Origin of the sequence: Roseivirga sp. BDSF3-8, assembly GCF_041449215.1 — a bacterium.
Taxonomy (GTDB): Bacteria; Bacteroidota; Bacteroidia; order Cytophagales; family Cyclobacteriaceae; genus JBGNFV01.
In genome coordinates this window covers 1,492,349-1,510,614 of sequence record NZ_JBGNFV010000001.1, presented here as the reverse complement: position 1 = coordinate 1,510,614, position 18,266 = coordinate 1,492,349, and the positions used below count along the sequence as shown (strand labels likewise).

Annotated in this window: 16 protein-coding genes; 7 read left to right on the top strand and 9 right to left on the bottom strand. The window is 46.1% G+C overall.

Features of this window, described 5'->3' with window-relative positions; genetic code table 11:
- Positions 1 to 41 precede the first annotated feature (41 nt).
- From AB9P05_RS06030 to AB9P05_RS06015, 4 genes are all read left to right on the top strand, one after another.
- Positions 42 to 647 carry a nucleotide exchange factor GrpE gene (locus AB9P05_RS06030; protein ID WP_371907911.1) on the top strand — a complete coding sequence of 202 codons (606 nt, stop codon included), beginning with the start codon at positions 42 to 44 and terminating at the stop codon, positions 645 to 647.
- A gap of 3 nt (positions 648 to 650) precedes the next feature.
- Positions 651 to 1,766 carry a molecular chaperone DnaJ gene (gene dnaJ, locus AB9P05_RS06025; protein WP_371907910.1) on the top strand — a complete coding sequence of 372 codons (1,116 nt, stop codon included), beginning with the start codon at positions 651 to 653 and terminating at the stop codon, positions 1,764 to 1,766.
- 166 nt (positions 1,767 to 1,932) lie between these two features.
- Positions 1,933 to 2,829: a hypothetical protein gene (locus AB9P05_RS06020; protein ID WP_371907909.1), complete on the top strand. Its 897-nt coding sequence runs from the start codon at positions 1,933 to 1,935 to the stop codon at positions 2,827 to 2,829.
- 283 nt (positions 2,830 to 3,112) lie between these two features.
- A complete protein-coding gene (locus tag AB9P05_RS06015; RefSeq protein ID WP_371907908.1) occupies positions 3,113 to 4,006 on the top strand; it encodes a bifunctional methionine sulfoxide reductase B/A protein in 894 nt (297 codons plus the stop codon).
- A gap of 10 nt (positions 4,007 to 4,016) precedes the next feature.
- On the opposite strand, the gene AB9P05_RS06010 is transcribed toward AB9P05_RS06015, so the two are convergent.
- The 9 genes from AB9P05_RS06010 to AB9P05_RS05970 form a co-directional block, all read right to left on the bottom strand.
- Positions 4,017 to 4,253: a hypothetical protein gene (locus AB9P05_RS06010; RefSeq protein WP_371907907.1), complete on the bottom strand. Its 237-nt coding sequence runs from the start codon at positions 4,251 to 4,253 to the stop codon at positions 4,017 to 4,019.
- Between the two features lie 55 nt (positions 4,254 to 4,308).
- Positions 4,309 to 5,253 (bottom strand): toxin-antitoxin system YwqK family antitoxin, encoded by a 945-nt coding sequence (locus AB9P05_RS06005; protein ID WP_371907906.1) that lies wholly within the window; start codon positions 5,251 to 5,253, stop codon positions 4,309 to 4,311.
- A gap of 135 nt (positions 5,254 to 5,388) precedes the next feature.
- Positions 5,389 to 7,206: a molecular chaperone HtpG gene (htpG, locus tag AB9P05_RS06000; protein WP_371907905.1), complete on the bottom strand. Its 1,818-nt coding sequence runs from the start codon at positions 7,204 to 7,206 to the stop codon at positions 5,389 to 5,391.
- 1,161 nt (positions 7,207 to 8,367) lie between these two features.
- Positions 8,368 to 8,769 carry a hypothetical protein gene (locus AB9P05_RS05995; protein WP_371907904.1) on the bottom strand — a complete coding sequence of 134 codons (402 nt, stop codon included), beginning with the start codon at positions 8,767 to 8,769 and terminating at the stop codon, positions 8,368 to 8,370.
- An 88-nt stretch (positions 8,770 to 8,857) separates the two neighbouring features.
- Positions 8,858 to 10,087: a hypothetical protein gene (locus AB9P05_RS05990; protein WP_371907903.1), complete on the bottom strand. Its 1,230-nt coding sequence runs from the start codon at positions 10,085 to 10,087 to the stop codon at positions 8,858 to 8,860.
- Between the two features lie 159 nt (positions 10,088 to 10,246).
- On the bottom strand, positions 10,247 to 10,534 hold the full coding sequence (locus tag AB9P05_RS05985; protein WP_371907902.1) for a hypothetical protein: 288 nt from the start codon (positions 10,532 to 10,534) through the stop codon (positions 10,247 to 10,249).
- A 268-nt stretch (positions 10,535 to 10,802) separates the two neighbouring features.
- Complete coding sequence (gene acpP / locus AB9P05_RS05980) at positions 10,803 to 11,051, bottom strand: acyl carrier protein (RefSeq protein WP_371907901.1); 249 nt, start codon at positions 11,049 to 11,051, stop codon at positions 10,803 to 10,805.
- Positions 11,052 to 11,124: 73 nt separating this feature from the next.
- Entirely contained in the window at positions 11,125 to 12,489 is a 1,365-nt protein-coding gene (locus tag AB9P05_RS05975; RefSeq protein WP_371907900.1) for a PAS domain-containing sensor histidine kinase, read from the bottom strand.
- Positions 12,479 to 13,858: a sigma-54-dependent transcriptional regulator gene (locus tag AB9P05_RS05970; protein ID WP_371907899.1), complete on the bottom strand. Its 1,380-nt coding sequence runs from the start codon at positions 13,856 to 13,858 to the stop codon at positions 12,479 to 12,481. The genes AB9P05_RS05975 and AB9P05_RS05970 overlap by 11 nt, the downstream gene beginning before the upstream one ends.
- Before the next feature lie 263 nt (positions 13,859 to 14,121).
- Here AB9P05_RS05970 and AB9P05_RS05965 point away from each other — a divergent pair, with 263 nt between their 5' ends.
- The 3 genes from AB9P05_RS05965 to AB9P05_RS05955 all read left to right on the top strand — a co-directional run bounded on the left by AB9P05_RS05965 (position 14,122) and on the right by AB9P05_RS05955 (position 18,265).
- Positions 14,122 to 14,547, top strand: a complete 426-nt coding sequence (locus tag AB9P05_RS05965) for a peptidylprolyl isomerase (RefSeq protein ID WP_371907898.1) — start codon at positions 14,122 to 14,124, stop codon at positions 14,545 to 14,547.
- Positions 14,548 to 14,736: 189 nt separating this feature from the next.
- Positions 14,737 to 16,935 (top strand): peptidase domain-containing ABC transporter, encoded by a 2,199-nt coding sequence (locus AB9P05_RS05960; RefSeq protein ID WP_371907897.1) that lies wholly within the window; start codon positions 14,737 to 14,739, stop codon positions 16,933 to 16,935.
- Positions 16,928 to 18,265, top strand: a complete 1,338-nt coding sequence (locus AB9P05_RS05955; RefSeq protein WP_371907896.1) for an HlyD family secretion protein — start codon at positions 16,928 to 16,930, stop codon at positions 18,263 to 18,265. Before AB9P05_RS05960 ends, AB9P05_RS05955 begins: the two co-directional genes overlap by 8 nt.
- The last annotated feature ends 1 nt before the right edge of the window (position 18,266 follow it).

Genomic DNA, 18,266 nt, shown 5'->3' with positions numbered 1-18,266 from the left:
AATTGAGAAAATTGAATCGACCTATTAAAAAGCGATAGGATATGAGCAAAGAGAAAGTCGAGTTTAACGAACAGGAAAATATGAAAGCGGCAGAAAACACCAGTGTAGAAGAAAACGACGCTGCTGAGGACGTTGCCGGTAAAGCTACTGGCGAAGAAAACGAAGAGACTGCCGAAAAGGCAGAGAGTGGTGACGAAAAGACAGAAACAGAGAAACTGCAGGTAGAACTGACGGAATTCAAAGACAAGTACCTGCGCCTCTATTCTGAATTTGAAAACTTCAGGAGAAGAACCAGCCGGGAAAAGCTCGAAATGGTCAAAACAGCCAACGAGAGCCTCGTAGTATCCCTTCTGCCTGTTATTGATGATTTTGAGCGGGCGCAAAAAGCCCATAAAGAAAAGGGCGAAGAGCTGGATCAAGGCATGGAGCTCATCATCAATAAGTTCAAAAAAGCCCTTGAGTCTAAAGGCGTAAAGCCTATGGGCACAAAAGCAGGAGACGACTTCGACCCCGAAGTGCATGAAGCCATTACCCAAATACCCGCACCTGAAGAAAAACTTAAAGGAAAGATCGTAGACGTTATCGAAAAGGGCTATACCCTCGAAGAAAAAGTGATACGCTACGCAAAAGTGGTAATCGGATCATAAATTATGACCAAAAGAGACTATTACGAAATTCTGGGACTGGAGCGCTCTGCTTCTAAGGATGAGATTAAGAAGGCCTATCGGAAAATAGCCATCAAGTTTCATCCCGATAAGAATCAGGGAGATCCATCTGCTGAAGATAAATTTAAAGAAGCTGCCGAAGCCTACGAAGTTCTCAGTAACGATGAGAAGCGCCAGCGCTATGACCGCTTCGGTCATCAGGGTGTAAACGGAGGTGGCTTCGGTGGAGGAGGCGGCATGTCCATGGATGATATATTCTCCCAGTTCGGGGATATCTTCGGTGGAGGCGGCAATCCCTTCGAGAGCTTCTTCTCCGGAGGTGGCCGTGGCCGCAGAGTGCGTAAAGGGACCAACCTGCGTATAAAGCTAAAGCTTACCCTCAAGGAAATGGCTCACGGAGCCGATAAAAAGATCAAGGTAAACCGTATGGTTATGGCCGACGGAGTTACCTTCAAGTCATGCCCTACCTGTAACGGCTCAGGCCAGCAGCGCAAAGTAGTTAATACCATGCTCGGCCAGATGGTCTCAGCCACCACCTGTACAGCCTGTAATGGCAGCGGTCAGGTAGTAGACCAGCGTCCTAATGGAGTCGACCCCTCAGGCCTGAAGCCACAGGAAGAGGTTATCAATGTGAAGATTCCTGCCGGTGTAAGTGACGGGATGCAGCTAAGCATGTCCGGTAAAGGTAATATGGCTCCCGGTGGAGGTGTACCCGGTGATCTTCTCATTCTTGTAGAAGGTGTAGAAGACGATGAGCTCAAGCGTGAGGGAAATAACATCATCTTTGATCTGTACATTAACTTCGCCGATGCTGCCCTTGGCACCCAGGTCGAAGTACCTACTATTGATGGTAAGGTCAAGATCAAGATAGAGCCAGGCACTCAAAGCGGTAAAGTTTTAAGACTTAGAGGCAAAGGCATTAAAGAGCTAGATGGCTACGGCACTGGTGACCAGCTCATATATGTGAACGTCTGGACACCCAAAAGCCTCAGTAAAGAGGAGAAGGAACTCCTTGAGCGCCTGAGAGAATCACCCAATTTCACCCCTAAACCGGGGAAGAACGAGAAAGGATTCTTCGAGCGTATGAAAGAATTTTTTTAGATCTTTATTGAAGATAAATAAGATTATACCCCGGTTTACCGGGGTTTTTTTGTGTTTTTTCAAGTATGCTGTAACCCCTTATCAATCAGACCGTAATACAATCAGTAGTCCGGGTGCCTGCTAGGCTTATCCCGGAACGCCTATAAGATTTATTTGCTATATACCTATGGGTAAAATTTTAGGGGTCCTCTGCTGTTTTAGCTTACTTTACGCACATACCGGAAACGCTCAGAATCAGCGTGTCCAGTTTACCGTAGACAACGGCAACCATTACGAGGACATTAACCTCCAGCTAAAGTCCACCACCGGGCGCTGCGAGATTGTTCCCTCTGCTAATTACTCCCCCGTGTATGTGATTAGCAAATCCACCGCCCCATCCCTTAACCCCACCTTCGTTTCCGAAGTACGCCGCCAGACCAATTTTGTATCCGTAAGCCTTGAAGAAGCCCCCATAGATGGACTAGGCCGCAATCTGCGCAAAATTTTCGGCAGTGAAGAGGATGATATTCATTGGAAAGTATACCTCAGCAAGCATAAGCCTTTTAATCTCAACCTCCAATACGTGATGGGCGATGCGGATATCGACCTTACAGGCCTGCCTATCAGAAACCTCGCCGTTAATACCGGGAGTGCCGATGTCCAGATCAGCTACAATGAAGGTAGCGAAAATACCGTCGACATGGATACATTTTATGCCAAGGTAGACATGGGAAGCCTTCGTGTAAATCGGTTCAACCTGAGTCGTGCCCGTGAAGTAACAGCCGATGTAGGCTTCGGCAGTCTTTATCTTGACATGAGCGATGAGATAGAAAACCAATGCACCGTTACCGCCAGCGTAGGAGCAGGCAGCATGGAAGTGTCTCTGCCCGCAGAAGAAGTGCCCACCATCGTCTACATCAATAATTCCGCTCTTTGTAAGGTCAAGATGTGCAAATCCTTCAAACTCCTTCGCGAAAATGTATACGTGAACCAGGCCTACAGTGAAGAAGCAGATAACCTCCTCACATTTGATATTGATGTTGCCATGGGCAGCATACGCTTTACCTCCAATGAGGAAGAGTAACCCCCTTTAAATATCGACTCACTGCAGGTATTATCCCGCGTACGCTACCCGGCGGAGCAGATACCTCCCTTTCCTCTCTCAAGCATCTACCTAATACAGACCCTATTGAACACTGGGAGCCAGCTTTGCACCCCTGCGCCTGAGGCTGTTGTATGTTAGATGATCATGACTATCCGGCTTTTTACAAATAGCAGGTTTTTTTATGAGGCTCACCTTTAGCCACAACCTTTTGCCCTCCCTTCCGATTAATCAGATATAAGCTCTGTAATTAAACCCATGCACCTTGGCAGATAAAGAATATAACAAACTCAGTCCGGAAGAAGAATACGTCATCTTACGCAAAGGTACCGAGAGACCATTTACCGGTAAGTATACTGATAATCAAGCACAGGGTACCTACGTCTGTAAGCAGTGCAGAGAACCACTCTATTACAGCGAGCATAAGTTCCCCAGCCATTGCGGGTGGCCCTCATTTGATGATGAGATACCCGGTGCCGTCAGGCGTGAGACCGATGCCGATGGCAGACGCGTAGAGATACTATGTGCTAACTGTGGCGGTCACCTCGGACACGTATTTTGGGGAGAGCGTTTTACCGATAAGAATATCCGGCACTGCGTCAACAGCATCTCTATGGATTTTGTGCCTGAGAAAAAGCTGCCGGGACGCTCTCAGAAAGTATACCTTGCTTCAGGCTGCTTCTGGTTCAGAGAGCATCAGTACAGACAACTCCACGGCGTGGCAGGCACCAGAGTCGGTTATATGGGAGGACACAGCCATACCCCCACCTATATACAAGTCAGCGGCGGCCAGACAGGCCACGCCGAAACCGTAGAAGTCGCCTACCTTCCCGATATACTACCCCTCGAGGAGCTGCTCAGGTTTTTCTTTAACCACCATGATCAGGATAATGATAGCCTCAAAGGCAAAGAGGAGGGAGGCAAATACAGGTCCGCCATTTTCTACCAGACCGGAGACCAGGAGAAAGCTGCCCGGGACGCCATGGATCAGCTCACAAAAAAAGGCTACAGTCCCAAAACCCAACTGGCACCGGCCAGTGAGCACACCTTTTATGTTGCAGAGGACAAACACCAGGGCTACTATACCAGGCACCAGCTCAGCCAGGAGTCCAGGTATTTTGAAGAAAAATTTGAAAATGCCGGCAAGACGGAAGAGTAGAAGGTACGCCTTAGCGTTTAGCTATCCACTTCACAAAATTGCCCAGTTTCGGATGCTCCAGGAGCCGCTCTATCGTGTTATACTCACGGCCCAGTTGCTTGTGAGGAATAAATTTATGTACCGTGCGGTGGCAGTCCCGGCATAGCGGTTCCGTGTGCTGCATTTCTTCCCGGCTGAAGTTCTTACGAAACCATTTATTCTTATGGAGAGTCACCGGTATCAGGTGATGCCGGGTCGTACGCGTCACCCTGCGTTTACAAAGCGCACACCTGCTTCCCTCTTCCGTGTTATCGTATGTGGGGTTATTCCGAATCGTTAGGGTCCTCTTTTCGTTCGTAAATAAGCTTACCATCCTCATTCCACTCCCTTACCACATAAGGGATAAAATCCTCATTATACGGATTATCACCATATTCGATCTGCTTTTTACGGCGCCTGCGAAATTTAAAGTATTCCGTCCATGTGCCCACCTTTCTGCCATACTGGTATTCACCCTGCACCGCCACCTGGCCATTATCATGGAAGTAAAAATAATTACCCTCCTTTTCTCCATACTCAACAGGGATTACCTCCTTTAGCTTCGTCGCCTCGCGGTCATAAAAATCCATTTCAGACTCCTCGCCCCAGCCCTTACGAAATGTCATCTTGTCCACAAGTATATCACTGCGCGTAAAGCTCATCCACCGGCCATGGCGCAAGCCATTAATAAAATAGCCCCTCTGTACCACCTGGTCACCTATTCGTTTCTCATACGGGCCATGTAGTATAGCACCCCTCTGCGCGTCAAAGCTCTTGCTGTTCTTTATTTTACGCTCCTTATAGTCTATCCAGAAAAAGTCCCTCACATACTCGTCCGGTTTCACAGGCTCCTTCAGTACATGAAAGATCTCATATGTGATCTTATCCCCGTACCCACTCTTCGTAAAGGCCTTCTTAGTTTTTTTGCCGAAGTAGAAGTTCCTTTTCTTCTTCTTTTTCTTGTCGTCCTCTTCCTCCTCTTCTTCTTCCTCTTCATCTTTATTGCCAAGGTTCAGCGTCAGCGGGATTGTCACCCCTTCTTCCACATACACCACTGAATCAGAGTTTACATCCGTTGTCAAAGGTGCAGGCTCAGCCTTTTTTCGTTTTTTTGGTTTTTTAAACTGCGCCCCCGCTTCATTTTGCCAGGCCGTTAGCAACATACACAGGCACACCATTAGCCACACCTTCAGAAAGGACGGATTAGCACATAGTAAAAGTGATCTCATGGATTGGGTAAGCATAAAGCGTAATTTTGTCACCTTTCCTTAAACGCAACGATGTTAAAAATAATTTAGCTATTATAGAAAAAGCCGGACATAAAATCATGTCCGGCTTTCATTTATGCGTTCAGCTATTAATTCTTAGCGTGAGGCAATGTCTACGCTACGGCCAATAAAGGCCGTAAGGTCACTGCCTTTAAGCAAGTTCTGAGAGAGCAGTGCCAGGTCATATGCCTGCCTTGCCAGCTCAGTCTTTTTCTCCTCTTTTTTGCTGCGGATGATCTTGCCCATAAGCGGATGGTTCACATTCACCACCACATTATACTGGTTAGGCATATTCATCATGCCCATGCCACCACCCGTTTTAGCCATATCCTGCATACGGCGCATAAACTCAGGCAGCGTAATAGATACCGGTGCTTCATCAGAGCCCAGATTTTCAAGCTGCAGATTAGGCTTCTTATCTTCCAGTGCCTGTTCAAAGATCGTTTTCAGTGACTCTCGCTCGTTTTCTGATAGCACAGAGTCCTGCTTTTCGTCCTTGTCGATCAGCTTATCAATCGTGTCACTGTCCACACGCTTCAGGCTTACCTTCTCCAGCTTGCTCTCCAGCATGTTTATAAAGTGACTGTCAAGCACACCGTCCATGATCAGCACATCGTAGCTGCGCTTTTTGGCCGTCTGGATATACGCGTCCTGTAGCCCCTGGTCGTCAGTGTACAGCATCACCACCGTCTCATTCTTGTCCGTCTGCAAAGGCTTCACCTTATCCTGGTATTCATCCAGCGTATAGAATTCGCCTTCCGTATTTTTCACCAGCACAAAGTCCTTCGCCTTCTCATAGAACTTGTCCTCCGACACCATGCCGTACTTCACAAACATGCCTATGTTGTCAAACTTCTCCTCAAAACCCTTACGGTCATTTTTGAAGAGCTCGCCCAGCTTATCCGCCACCTTCTTCGTAATGTGCGAATTGATCTTCTTCACATTACTGTCAGCCTGCAGGAAGCTACGCGATACGTTCAGAGGGATATCCGGAGAGTCGATCACCCCGTGCAGTAGCATCAGGAATTCAGGCACCACATCCTTCACCTCATCCGTAATGAACACCTGGCGGCTATAAAGCTGAATCTTGTTACGCTGTACTTCAAACTCATTCTTCACTCGGGGGAAGTACAGGATACCCGTCAGGTTAAAGGGATAGTCCACATTCAGGTGTATCCAGAACAGCGGATCTTCAGCAAAAGGATAAAGCTTTTTGTAGAAGTTCAGGTAGTCCTCATCCTTTAGCTCACTCGGCTGCTTCGTCCATAGCGGCTCAGGATCATTGACTACCTCCTCTTTAAATTCTACCTCTATCGGCAGAAAGCGGCAGTACTTGTCCAGTATAGTTTTCAGACGGGCTTCTTCCAGAAACTCCTCAGAGTCCTCTGCTATATGCAGTATAATGTCCGTACCCCGGTCCTCCTTCTCTGCAGTAGCTATCTCAAACTGCGTATCCCCTTCGCCTATCCAGCGGGCTGCTTCTGATCCCTCTTTATGGCTCAGTGTTACGATCTCCACCTTCTTAGCCACCATAAAGGCCGAGTAGAAGCCCAGGCCAAAGTGACCGATGATCTGCTGCTCATCACCCTTGTCCTTATACTTCTCCAGGAACTCCGTCGCACCCGAAAAGGCAATCTGGTTAATATATTTCTTGATCTCCTCTGCAGTCATACCCACGCCACGGTCACTTACCGTGATCGTCTTCGCCTCTTTGTCTACAGAGACCTTCACCTTCAGGTCGCCAAGCTCTCCCTTAAATTCATCTATGGAAGCCAGTCTTTTCAGTTTCTGCGTAGCATCCACTGCATTGGACACCAGCTCTCTCAGGAATATCTCGTGGTCCGAGTACAGAAATTTCTTAATGATCGGAAATATGTTCTCGGTATGGATGGATATAGTACCCTTCTCTTGCATTGCCTAATTATTTAGATGGTTAGCCAATTTTCTTCTGTCCCTCTTATTCAACTACTGTTCCAATCCGTCTTTAAGTGACACAATGACAGAAAATCGATCAATTTGGCAGATAGTAACGCGTTGCAGTATGAAGGCCCCGTTGCAACTCATAACTAAACACCCACCACTCAAAACGCTATTACTCATCAACTCTGTAACTCAATTACTCTATTATTCTGTAATTCCCCCCAACTCATAACTAAAAACTAACCACTCAAAACTTTCAATGACTCTATTATTCTGTTATTCAACAACACTCCCTAACAAAGCAGGCCATTGCGTCTTGTTTAACCCTGCTTATTTTGTACTTTGGCGATATATTGCAACTGAAGGAAAGCCCTCTTTTTTCTAGAGGCAGCCCTATTGCCCCATAATTTCCTACGCCTCTCCTTCGCTTATTCTACGCATCTGCTTCGCTTCTCCTTCGCTATGAGTCTTACATGAGTCCGCTGTGAGTTCGGCCATCCCTTATCATAAGCCTCTTTACCTGCATGAATTGTATTATTTTTATATGGCTGCACGGCCAGACACCAGTGATTGATTCCTTTACCATCCGAAAGCTTCATTGATTTGACCATGTTGCATCTTGATAAGCTTTAGAATCAAACAGTCATTATTCAAATCGATTGCCCCCTTGATAATCTAATAAACTATGAGTGAATTAAATAGTCGTCATGCCTCCTAGACTGAGCATCATTAAGTCAATGCCGTGTTCTTATCATGTTGTCCAGGTGAATAAATAAAAAGACCGTAGGCACCGTCATGTAAGCCGGTATGCCAGGAGGTTTTTCCCAGAAATCCCCGTCAATGATTTCAGAGGATTGGGACAGTAAAAAGGCCGAGATCGTTAATAAAAGAGCGATAATAAATTTCTTGCCAAATCCATCCTCTTTACCAATAAGGGCTATGTAAACCACGGCTACCAGTAGATACGCCCAGAAGGTGTAATAAAAAAGAAAGACCGTTCCGCCAATAATTCCCAGTTGTCAGCCGGAAGACTCACCGTCATCCGGAAGTATTAGGGAGAAGAACACAATCAAAATGATATGACTTAAAAATAAAGTTACTGATAATAGCAGCCATATTTTAATAGTTTTCCACAATGAGGAAATCATATATACATTATTTGAGTGCCTTTTTCCTGATTAAGCTGTCAAGGATAATCAAGACAAAAATAGTGGGTACAATCAGCCAATAATCCTTGTTTAAATCCTTATTAAAAAATGTACCTCCTGCAATATCAGGGTATCCGGCTACAGCATAGCCCCCTATCGTCAGTATCGTGGCTATTAAAGCCTTTTTCCTTAGTGAATCTCCTGTTTGGATTACAATCTGGTATATAGTCGAAAAGAGAAGGTAAGCCCAGAAACCAACGTACGCCAGATAGATAGTAAGGCCATACAAACCTATAAGTAGATCACCGATATGTGCTCTATCCAATAAAAGGTTTTTTACTGCCAGCATCACCGAGTGGGATAATAATAGCCCAATGGCAAGCAGTAATACACGTAGGACTTTGTTCATGGGGTTTTAGCTTATTTCTGTATTTTACTAAGTGTTGGTTTCTACTATTCGCGACTCAATTTTACTCAAGTCGCGATTTTTTTAAGGTTTAGTCACACCCTATTTCCGTTGCAGGCAGTTCACCTAAAAGTACTTTTTCCACTTTTTCCCAGTCTGGCCTTTCTGTCGTGGGTGTAATTATTTCAGCAGAACCATCTTGGGTACTATTAACAAACTCAGCTATATTTTTTTGAAAGGTTGACCATAGATGATCAGCACCTTCAAAGGCTGAAGTGGCTATCGGTAAATTACCTAAATACTCCTCTATTCCATTCGTTACTCTATCAACTCCTCTGGTATAAAGTGAATAGGTACCATCTTCATTCTTTATGATACCAAACTGTCTGGTGCCGCTGACAGGATGATCTTTATCTTCTGGGGTTCTAATGGTCGTAAACCTCCATTTGTCTATATTTTGATATGAACATACAACACTTCCATCTTGAGATATTGATTGACCGAACACTTCAGGAAATATTTCAAACCGCATTACAGCCCCAACATAAAAATTGGTTTGCCAAATGGAGTCTTCATATTCATTGTAAGGGCCGAAACTAGTTTTGTCGCCTTCGAAAAAATCATTCAGGTTTTTTCGAATGTAATTTAAAAATGCTTCAGGAGTATATGGTGCTTCTGTTTGTGGGTTAATAGGAAATTGTTTAATTTTCACAGGGAAATAGTCTAAGTTCACAACTGGCCCATAGGCGTCTTTTAGATTTTGTATTTCATAGGGAGTAAAATTCCAGTCATTATTAGATAGCTCAACGAGTTTATCCACTACGGCAGCCGGTGGTGTATACTGCGCCACCTCTATCCATTCCTCTAGTTGGTCGCAGTTTTCTATCAGTGCTAGCGAATCCTGCTCTATGTAGCGCTGAAAGAGCATAAGCCGTATCTCATATTCCTCTTCGTCTGCCGGATCAGGGCTCGAGGGGTCGGGACCTCCGCTGTCCCCGCCAGTACTGCCTCCGCCACCGCCACCATCTGGGTCCAGGGAGTCATCGCAGGGGCTATGCAGACTTTCATGACTTACCCTTTTTATCACGCCTACGCATATCTGCCATAAGTTCCACTGCCCCGTCGTGCTGCTGAGTTTATATTCATAGTAGCAGCCATCACCATTACTGCCACCTCCGGCACTTCCCCCACCGTCACCGGGCATAGGGGCAGGATATTCCCAGAAGTCTCCACCGATAGGCTCTCCGGGGTCATAACTGCACTGCTGGGCAGGGCCATATTTAGTTATCAGTACATCCTTTCCTTTTTTCCTTTGTACCATAAACTGACTGCGCCCATCAAGGCCGGTATAGTCTATATGCCCGGTGTATGTCTCGTAGCTAAGGGTGTGGTCGTAAGCGACCCAATCCAGTGATGGCCTGTAGTGCCAGATATAGCCGTTGAGGGCCTCGCCATCCTTTACAAATAAAACCAGGTCTTTTCACTCTCCGTTTGCCTCTTCTGGTGATATATGCAATAGATATTGTATCCTACCCTCCTTGCTCGTTTCAGATTTATATACACGACTAAGCAGTATTCTTCCAAACTTCGTTTCCCAATATAAATCATCCTTACCCGGCAGGGTAGTATAGTGAGGGGTTAGCTTTTTCAGTAACAACGTTTCTTTAGCTAGATTAGCTACCTGCTCCTGCTTAGCCGGTCCCCTGTTGGCGGTTACTTTCTCCCCTGGAATGTTTAACTCCTCCTTCTGGCATCCCACTGCAAACAATACTATAAATAGGAGAAGTATTTTTAGTAAATGCCGGGCATAATGACGCATGAACGAGCGCTCCTTAAGGGTAATGAGCTGAAAAATTTAATCATATTATATATTATAAAGAGTGATTAAGTGGGATTTATCCATTAAGTATACAATATGAATGGAATAATTACTATTATAATGATGTGAATTATAAAGGACAGAAGTGGCAAAATAAGGGACAGTGAGATAAGTTATGCCGCTCTTCAATACTTACGCTAAGGATAGGCAGGTCGTTTTACGGTGTATTCACACTCGCCAAGAGGTAATCCACCACCTCTTTAAAAGTATTCAGTTTACCCGCCTCCGTATCCGGTATTCGTACCTGAAAGGCATTTTCAAATTCCATTACCAGCTCCGCATAGTCAAGCGAGTCCACCCCCAGGTCACGCGTTAGGTTAGCATCCGGAGTCACCTCCGTAGGCTTCAGGCCAATCTTTTCTATCAGGATCAACCGTACTTTTTGGGCAATTTCTTCTCTTTGCATAAGGAGAGGCTAGGACAAACCTTCTCAAATTAGGTAATTGAGCAGGATATTCAAAGAGAGTTCAGGCGCACCCTCAGAACTTCATCAAAAACTCCGTACCCTCATCCATACGGCTCCGGGCAGATATACTCGCCTTATGCTGACGCATGATCTGTCGGGACAAGCTCAGGCCTATGCCCGACCCGCTCTTCTTTGTAGTAAAGAATGGGATAAAGATCTTATTCAGAGCCTCTTCATCTATCCCAGGGCCATTGTCACGCACCTTCAGTATAGCTGTCCCCTTTTCATCATAGTAAGCCAGCAGATTTATCCGGGGCTCCTCCTGCTCCGACTCCGACAAAGCCTCCAGCGCATTTTTTACCAGGTTGATCAGTACCTGCTGGATCAGCTCCCTGTCCACCATTACCACCATGTCCGCCGGGGTAATATCTACCTCTATATGTGTATGCGAATTAGTAATGTCCTGTCTCAGTAGCATCAGAAGGTGATCAAACATCTCCCTTACCGGCACCTTTTCCACCTTCGGTACTGGTATACGCGTCAGATTACGGAAGTCACTTACAAAACGTATAAGCCCCTCGCTGCGGCGCTGTATCGTTTGTATAGCCATATGCACATCCTCCATATCACCCACCGGTATAGAGCATGTCACATCGTCACAGTCCCGGATATATTGCATCAGCTCATCGTCTACCGTAGCCGCCAGTGAGCTGATAGGCGTCACAGAGTTCATGATCTCATGCGTAAGCACACGTACCAGGTTTTGCCACGCCTCCATCTCCTTTTCCTCAAGCTCACTTTGTATGTTCTGCAGAGATATCAGCTTAAAAGGCTCCCCCTTCAGCCACAGCTCTATAGCATATATAGAAAGCTGTATCATCTCACCGCCACGCTCCAGTTTTACCAGAGCACGCCCCCCCGTCTTCAGTTCCGTAAACATCTCCACCAGCGGCGCACTTTGTGTACGCAGGCTCTCAATATTTGCCAGATACGTCACATTCAGCAGTTTCTTTGCCGCCGCATTTATGATCTGCACCTCACCCGCCCGGTTAAACGTAACAAGGCCTATACCCACATGCTGCACGATCGTCTTCATGTACTGGTACTCCGCCTCCTTTTCCTGCCGGATCTTCTGGAAGTTCTCCAGTACCTTATTAAACTCCCTGTTTAATATATCCAGGTAAGTGCCCTGGTCCGTTACCGGGTAGCGATGATCTATATCATCATACCGTATGCTACCCAGAAACGTCGCAATATCCTTATTCTTTTTATCCAGAAAGTTAATCAGCGAGATCACCTGAATCACCACCAGTGCCAGTACAGCCAGGATAGTCAGGATAAACTCATCCCGAAACACCAGCGTCGTAAATACGAAGATGGTGATCGCTATGAGAATAACCTTCAGTATCAGGTTTACGCGGAAATTATTAAAGCCCATGTTTTTCCAGTCTGCGATACAGCGAAGCGCGGGTCAGTCCCAGTTCCTTGGCCGCTTTGGATATATTGCCCGAGTGCTTATTAATAGCCCTCAGAATCGTGTTTTTCTCTACCTCGTCCAGGTTGAAGTTGTCCGACTGCTGCTCCAATGAGTCCTCCTTGTGCGAAAGGAAGAAGAAGTCTTCCGGTGACAGCACATCCCCCTCACTCATAATGATCGCCCGCTCTATGGCATGCTGCAGCTCACGTATATTACCTGGCCACGGGTATTTCTGGAGCTTTTTCATCGTCGCCCCCGAAATTGACTTTTCAGGCTTACGGTATTTTTTACCATATACCTTCAGAAAGTGATCCGCCAGCAGCGGAATATCCTCCGTACGCTCCCGCAGGCTGGGGAGCGGGATCTCCACCGTATTAATACGGTATAGCAAGTCCTGCCGGAAGCTATTGTCCTTCACCATATCATAGACCGGCATATTCGTAGCACATACCAGCCTTATATCGATCGATTTCGGTTTATTACTACCTATGCGCGTCACCTGGCGCTGCTGCAGGGCTGTTAATAACTTACTTTGCAGAGGAAGGTTGAGGTTGCCGATCTCATCCAGGAATAGAGTGCCACCGTGAGCCACCTCAAAGCGTCCCGCCCGGTCCTCCTTTGCATCAGTAAAAGCCCCTTTTTTATGGCCGAATAGCTCAGATTCAAACAGCGTTTCCGTGATCGCCCCCATGTCCACACTGATAAAGGCATTGTCCTTACGGTGCGAGCGCTGATGAATAGCCCGCGCCACCAGCTCCTTACCCGTACCGTTCTCACCTAATATCAGTACGTTAGCATCCGTTTCCGCTACCTTATTGATGATATTGAAGATTCGCTTTATGGCCGCGCTTTCTCCTATGATGTCCTTAAAAGGCTGATTGATCGTTTCCTCCAGGCTGCGGTTCGTCTCCTTTAGCTGGTTTACCTCATCGTAACTCTGACGCAGTTTTATGGCCGTAGAGATAGTCGCAAGCAGTTTTTCGTTTTGCCACGGCTTCAGCACAAAGTCCGTAGCCCCTTCCTTCAGTGCTTTTACCGCCATTTCCACATCACCAAAAGCCGTGATCATGATCACTACAGCCTTAGGGTCACGCTCCAGTATCTCCTTCAGCCAGAAAAAGCCCTCTTTGCCACTAGTCGTGTCCTTACTATAATTCATGTCCAGCAGGATCACATCAAACTGATGGTTATTCAGAAGGAACGGTATCTTTTTAGGGTTCTTCTCGATCGTTACATCATGTGCATGCTTCTTCAGCAGGAATTTCGCTGCCAGCAATACATCCTCATCGTCGTCGATGATCAATATTTTACCCAGTTCCTTTTCAGCCATATGTCATGTTTATTAATCTGATATGATAAAATTGTGCCACTAGCCCCAGAACCTTCTAAAAGCCTGAGACGTTATTAATTAGAGGGTTTATTCATATACACTTTGACCCTAAAATGCACGAATATGTACACAATGTGTTCATATTCGTACGCAATTTCACTCTTTTGAGGATAAATTTTTAATCGAGTCAAAATTTTAAGACCTTTGCACCTTAAACTTTGGTGCAGAAAGTCTGTGCACGTAAATAAAATCAGATAGAAATTATGAGCGGAGCTAAGCAAGGAGATAAAGTAAAAGTACATTATACGGGAAAGCTTCAGGACGGCACTGTGTTCGACTCATCGGAAAACCGTGACCCTCTTGAGTTTACACTCGGTAATGGTCAGATGATCCCCGGCTTCGAACAAGCAGTGAATGGTATGGCTATCGGTGATGAAAAAACCGCCGAAATAGCCGCAGACGATGCATACGGCCAGCGTCAGGATAACATGATGGTGCGCGTGCCAAAAGAGCAGGTGCCTTCAGATATCCAGCCCGAAGTTGGTCAGCAGCTCGCTATCAACCAGGGTGGGCAGAACATTCCTGTGGTAGTTACGGAAGTTACTGAAGCAGAGGTAGTACTTGATGCCAATCACCCCCTCGCCGGTAAAGATCTGGTGTTCGATATCAAACTGATGGAAATCAGTTGATTACACAAGTAATTAGAGAAGAGTATATATAACCGTCCGCTCGTCAGCGGGCGGTTTTTTTATGCCTTTTGTAAAACGGAACCATGTCCTGTTCCCCTCATCTTATCCCAAATCCCTTCAGTATTTTTTAAATTAGGTGTAACCTTTGAAGGTAACTATCGTTTTCGATAGTAATACTTCTATTTCAGTATGAACTTTCGACAATCGAGGCTTATAATCAAAGAGTTTGGAGATATTTTGAATATCTCTCCCGACCCTTTTGCACTGGACAGCGAGGAATACGACCATGCAGGGCTTACCTATTCCAAACCAGATAACTTTTTGAGGGACCTTATTGAGACAGGAGGTAAGTATGGGATCATTTTTACCCGGTCAGCAATTACCCGAAAGGACCTTTCCGAAACCCTGGCCGATCTCAATTTTCCAATACTTATTTTTGAGAAAAGAGATGGCGAGGTAATTCCTGTTATTATCAAACCCCGGAAGAAAGAGAGAGGGGCCCCCTATGCGGTCGTTCAGGATATAGATAATGACAGCGCATACCTCGAGGCATTACCCGAATTCGACTGCCATAGTGACCTCATCGTTTGTGAAGAAGGGGAGCCAATTATCGTTACCGCCGTGCCCTACCGTAGCCTTGTGAGTGAAGAAGGAGATAATGAGGAAAAGCCCGGTCCTGTTAAGCGCTTTCTCAGGCTGCTACAGGCCGAAAAGCAGGACATCATCTACATCTACATCTACGCCATATTTGTAGGACTCATAAGCCTTGCTCTGCCCCTCGGCATCCAGGCCATTATCGGTCTTATAAGCGGGGGTATGCAGCTAAATAGTATATTACTACTTACCATTGGTGTGGTAGTGGCCATTCTGATAAGTGGTGGCCTGCAGATTATGCAGGTAAGCATGGTCGAGATTCTGCAGCAACGCATTTTTGCCAAGGCTGCTTTCGAGTTTGCCTACCGCATTCCTAGGCTGCGTACCGAAAGCCTTCGCATGTATTACCCCCCCGAGCTAATGAACCGCTTTTTTGATGTCATGACCATCCAAAAAGGGCTACCAAAGATACTCATAGAGATCAGCGCTGCCGTATTACAGATATTTTTCGGTCTTATTCTTCTTGCCTTCTACCATCCCTTTTTTATCGCCTTTGGCTTTTTCCTTGTGTTTGTCCTTACAGTGATTTTTTACATTACCGGCCCTAAGGGACTTAAGACCAGCCTGGTAGAGAGTAAGTATAAGTACAAGGTAGCCTACTGGCTGGAAGAGCTGGCCCGGGCCTTACATTCATTTAAGATCAGTGGTACCTCCTGGTTACCCATACGACGTATGGATAGCAACGTTAATTACTACCTTAAAGAGCGTAAAGCCCACTTCCGCGTACTTATCTCTCAATTCTCCTATATAGTATTATTTAAGGTAGCTGTCACCGGAGGCCTCCTCATCATAGGTGCCGTGCTTGTGATCCAGCAGCAGATAACCCTGGGACAATTCGTAGCCTCAGAGATCGTCATTATCCTTATCACCGGGGCCGTTGAAAAGGTTATCCTCAATATGGATACTGTGTATGACGTGCTCACTGCCGTCGAAAAAGTAGGAACAGTCACAGACCTGCCCACAGAAAAGTGTGCCGGCGTAAAGCTGGAAAATGAAAACAAAGGACTAAGTCTGCACGTAAAAGATCTTCACTACACATACGAACAGGACCGGGGAAAAGCGCTGGATGGGCTTAGTATAAATATACATCCCGGAGAGCGGGTAGGTATTACCGGCGTTTCCAATAGTGGCCGTACCACTTTTCTCAATATCATATCCGGCCTGTTTATGAACTATAAGGGCATAGTCTCCTATGATGATGTGAACCTGCGCGACCTGGATATACCTATTTTACATGACCAGTTAGCTAAAAATGTCACCCAGGAAGATATCTTTGATGGGACCATTCTGGAAAATATCCTCGTAGGAAAACCTGATCGTAATTACCGTGATGCAGTGGAAGCCCTCAAAAGCGTTCATCTGCTTGATTATGTCAATGCACTGCCGGACGGACTCAGTACAGTGATGATCAGTGGAGGGAAGAACTTCCCTAAATCCATATTATCACGCATCATCCTCGCACGTTGTCTTGCCAAGAAGCCACGGATGATGATCATTGAAGACTTTTTTCAAAATTTTTCCCCTTCGGAAAAGCTCGAACTCCTGCAGGTAGTATTTAACAAAGACCGGGCCTGGTCACTCATTGTTGTTTCTTCAGACCCTGGCGTACTGGCATACTGTGACCGGGTTGCCGTAATGAAAGAGGGTAAGATCTGTAATGAAGGAACATTTGATTCACTGCTAAAAGAAGGTAAACTGAAAGACATATTGCCATCAGACTCCAGTCATGCTTAATCTATCTAAAAACAACGACATACAGATGGAAGAGCGCCCCCTTCATTCAATGAAGATAATGGGGACTCCCCGCAACGGCCGGCTACTGGCAAGGTGGATGACTGGTATAATGATCGTGTTATTCATCGCCATGTTTCTTCCCTGGCAGCAAAACATCCGTGGTACCGGAGAGGTAACCACCTTTAACCCCGAAAACAGACCCCAGACCGTGGAAACCGCTATTGCCGGCCGGATAGAAGACTGGATGGTACGCGAAGGTGACAAAGTGGAAAGGGGAGATACTATACTGATCATATCCGAAATAAAGGATAAGTTTTTCGACCCCAATCTCGTAGAACGTATTGGGGAACAGGTGGATGCAAAGCAGCAAAGCTTTGAATCAAAGTCTGACAAAGCGGAAGCTTTACGTGACCAGATCGATGCACTCGAAAGTGAAATTGGTTTCAAGCTGGAGCAGGCCAGAAATAAAGTAGAGCAGACACGCCTTAAAGTCATAAGCGATAGCATGGACCTGCAGGCTGAAATGACTAACCTCGATATAGCACAACAGCAGTATCAGCGGCAGGAAAGACTGTACGAACAAGGACTTAAGTCCCTGACAGAACTGGAAACCAGGCGAATGAAGTTACAGGAAGCCACCGCCAAAAAGGTAAGTGCCGAAAGCAAACTTCTCGCCAGCCGTAACGAATTCCTCAATGCCAAGATCGAGCTTACCAGGCTCAATGCAGAGTATCAGGAGAAAAGGAGTAAGGCACGCAGTGAACTTAACGCTACTATGGCCGATATGTACGAAACCAGTGGTCAGGTAAGTAAGCTTCAGAATGAGCTTACCAACATGGAGATACGTAATCAGCAATACGTCATTCGGGCCCCCCAGTCAGGTTATGTAATGCGTACCCTAAAAGCCGGTATCGGACAAACCATCAAAGAAGGCGAGGCCGTTGTAACCATTATGCCTGAAAACCCGGACCTTGCTGTCGAAATGTATGTTCGCGCCATGGACGTGCCCCTGCTTTACCAGGGAGCTCCTGTTCGTATCGAATTTGACGGATGGCCGGCACTTGTTTTCTCCGGTTGGCCCGGACTAAACGTAGGTACGTTTGGAGGAGAAGTAGCTATGATAGACTATGCCAATAGTACCAATGGCCTCTATAGAGTGCTTGTTACCCCCTCCGAAGAATGGCCCGAACAGCTAAGGCAGGGTAGCGGCGCATATGGCTACATCATGCTTAGCGAAGTACCGGTATGGTGGGAGATTTGGAGACAGCTTAATGGCTTCCCGCCGGATCTGGTAAAAAATAAGAAAGAAGAACCTAAAAGCACCAAATAGC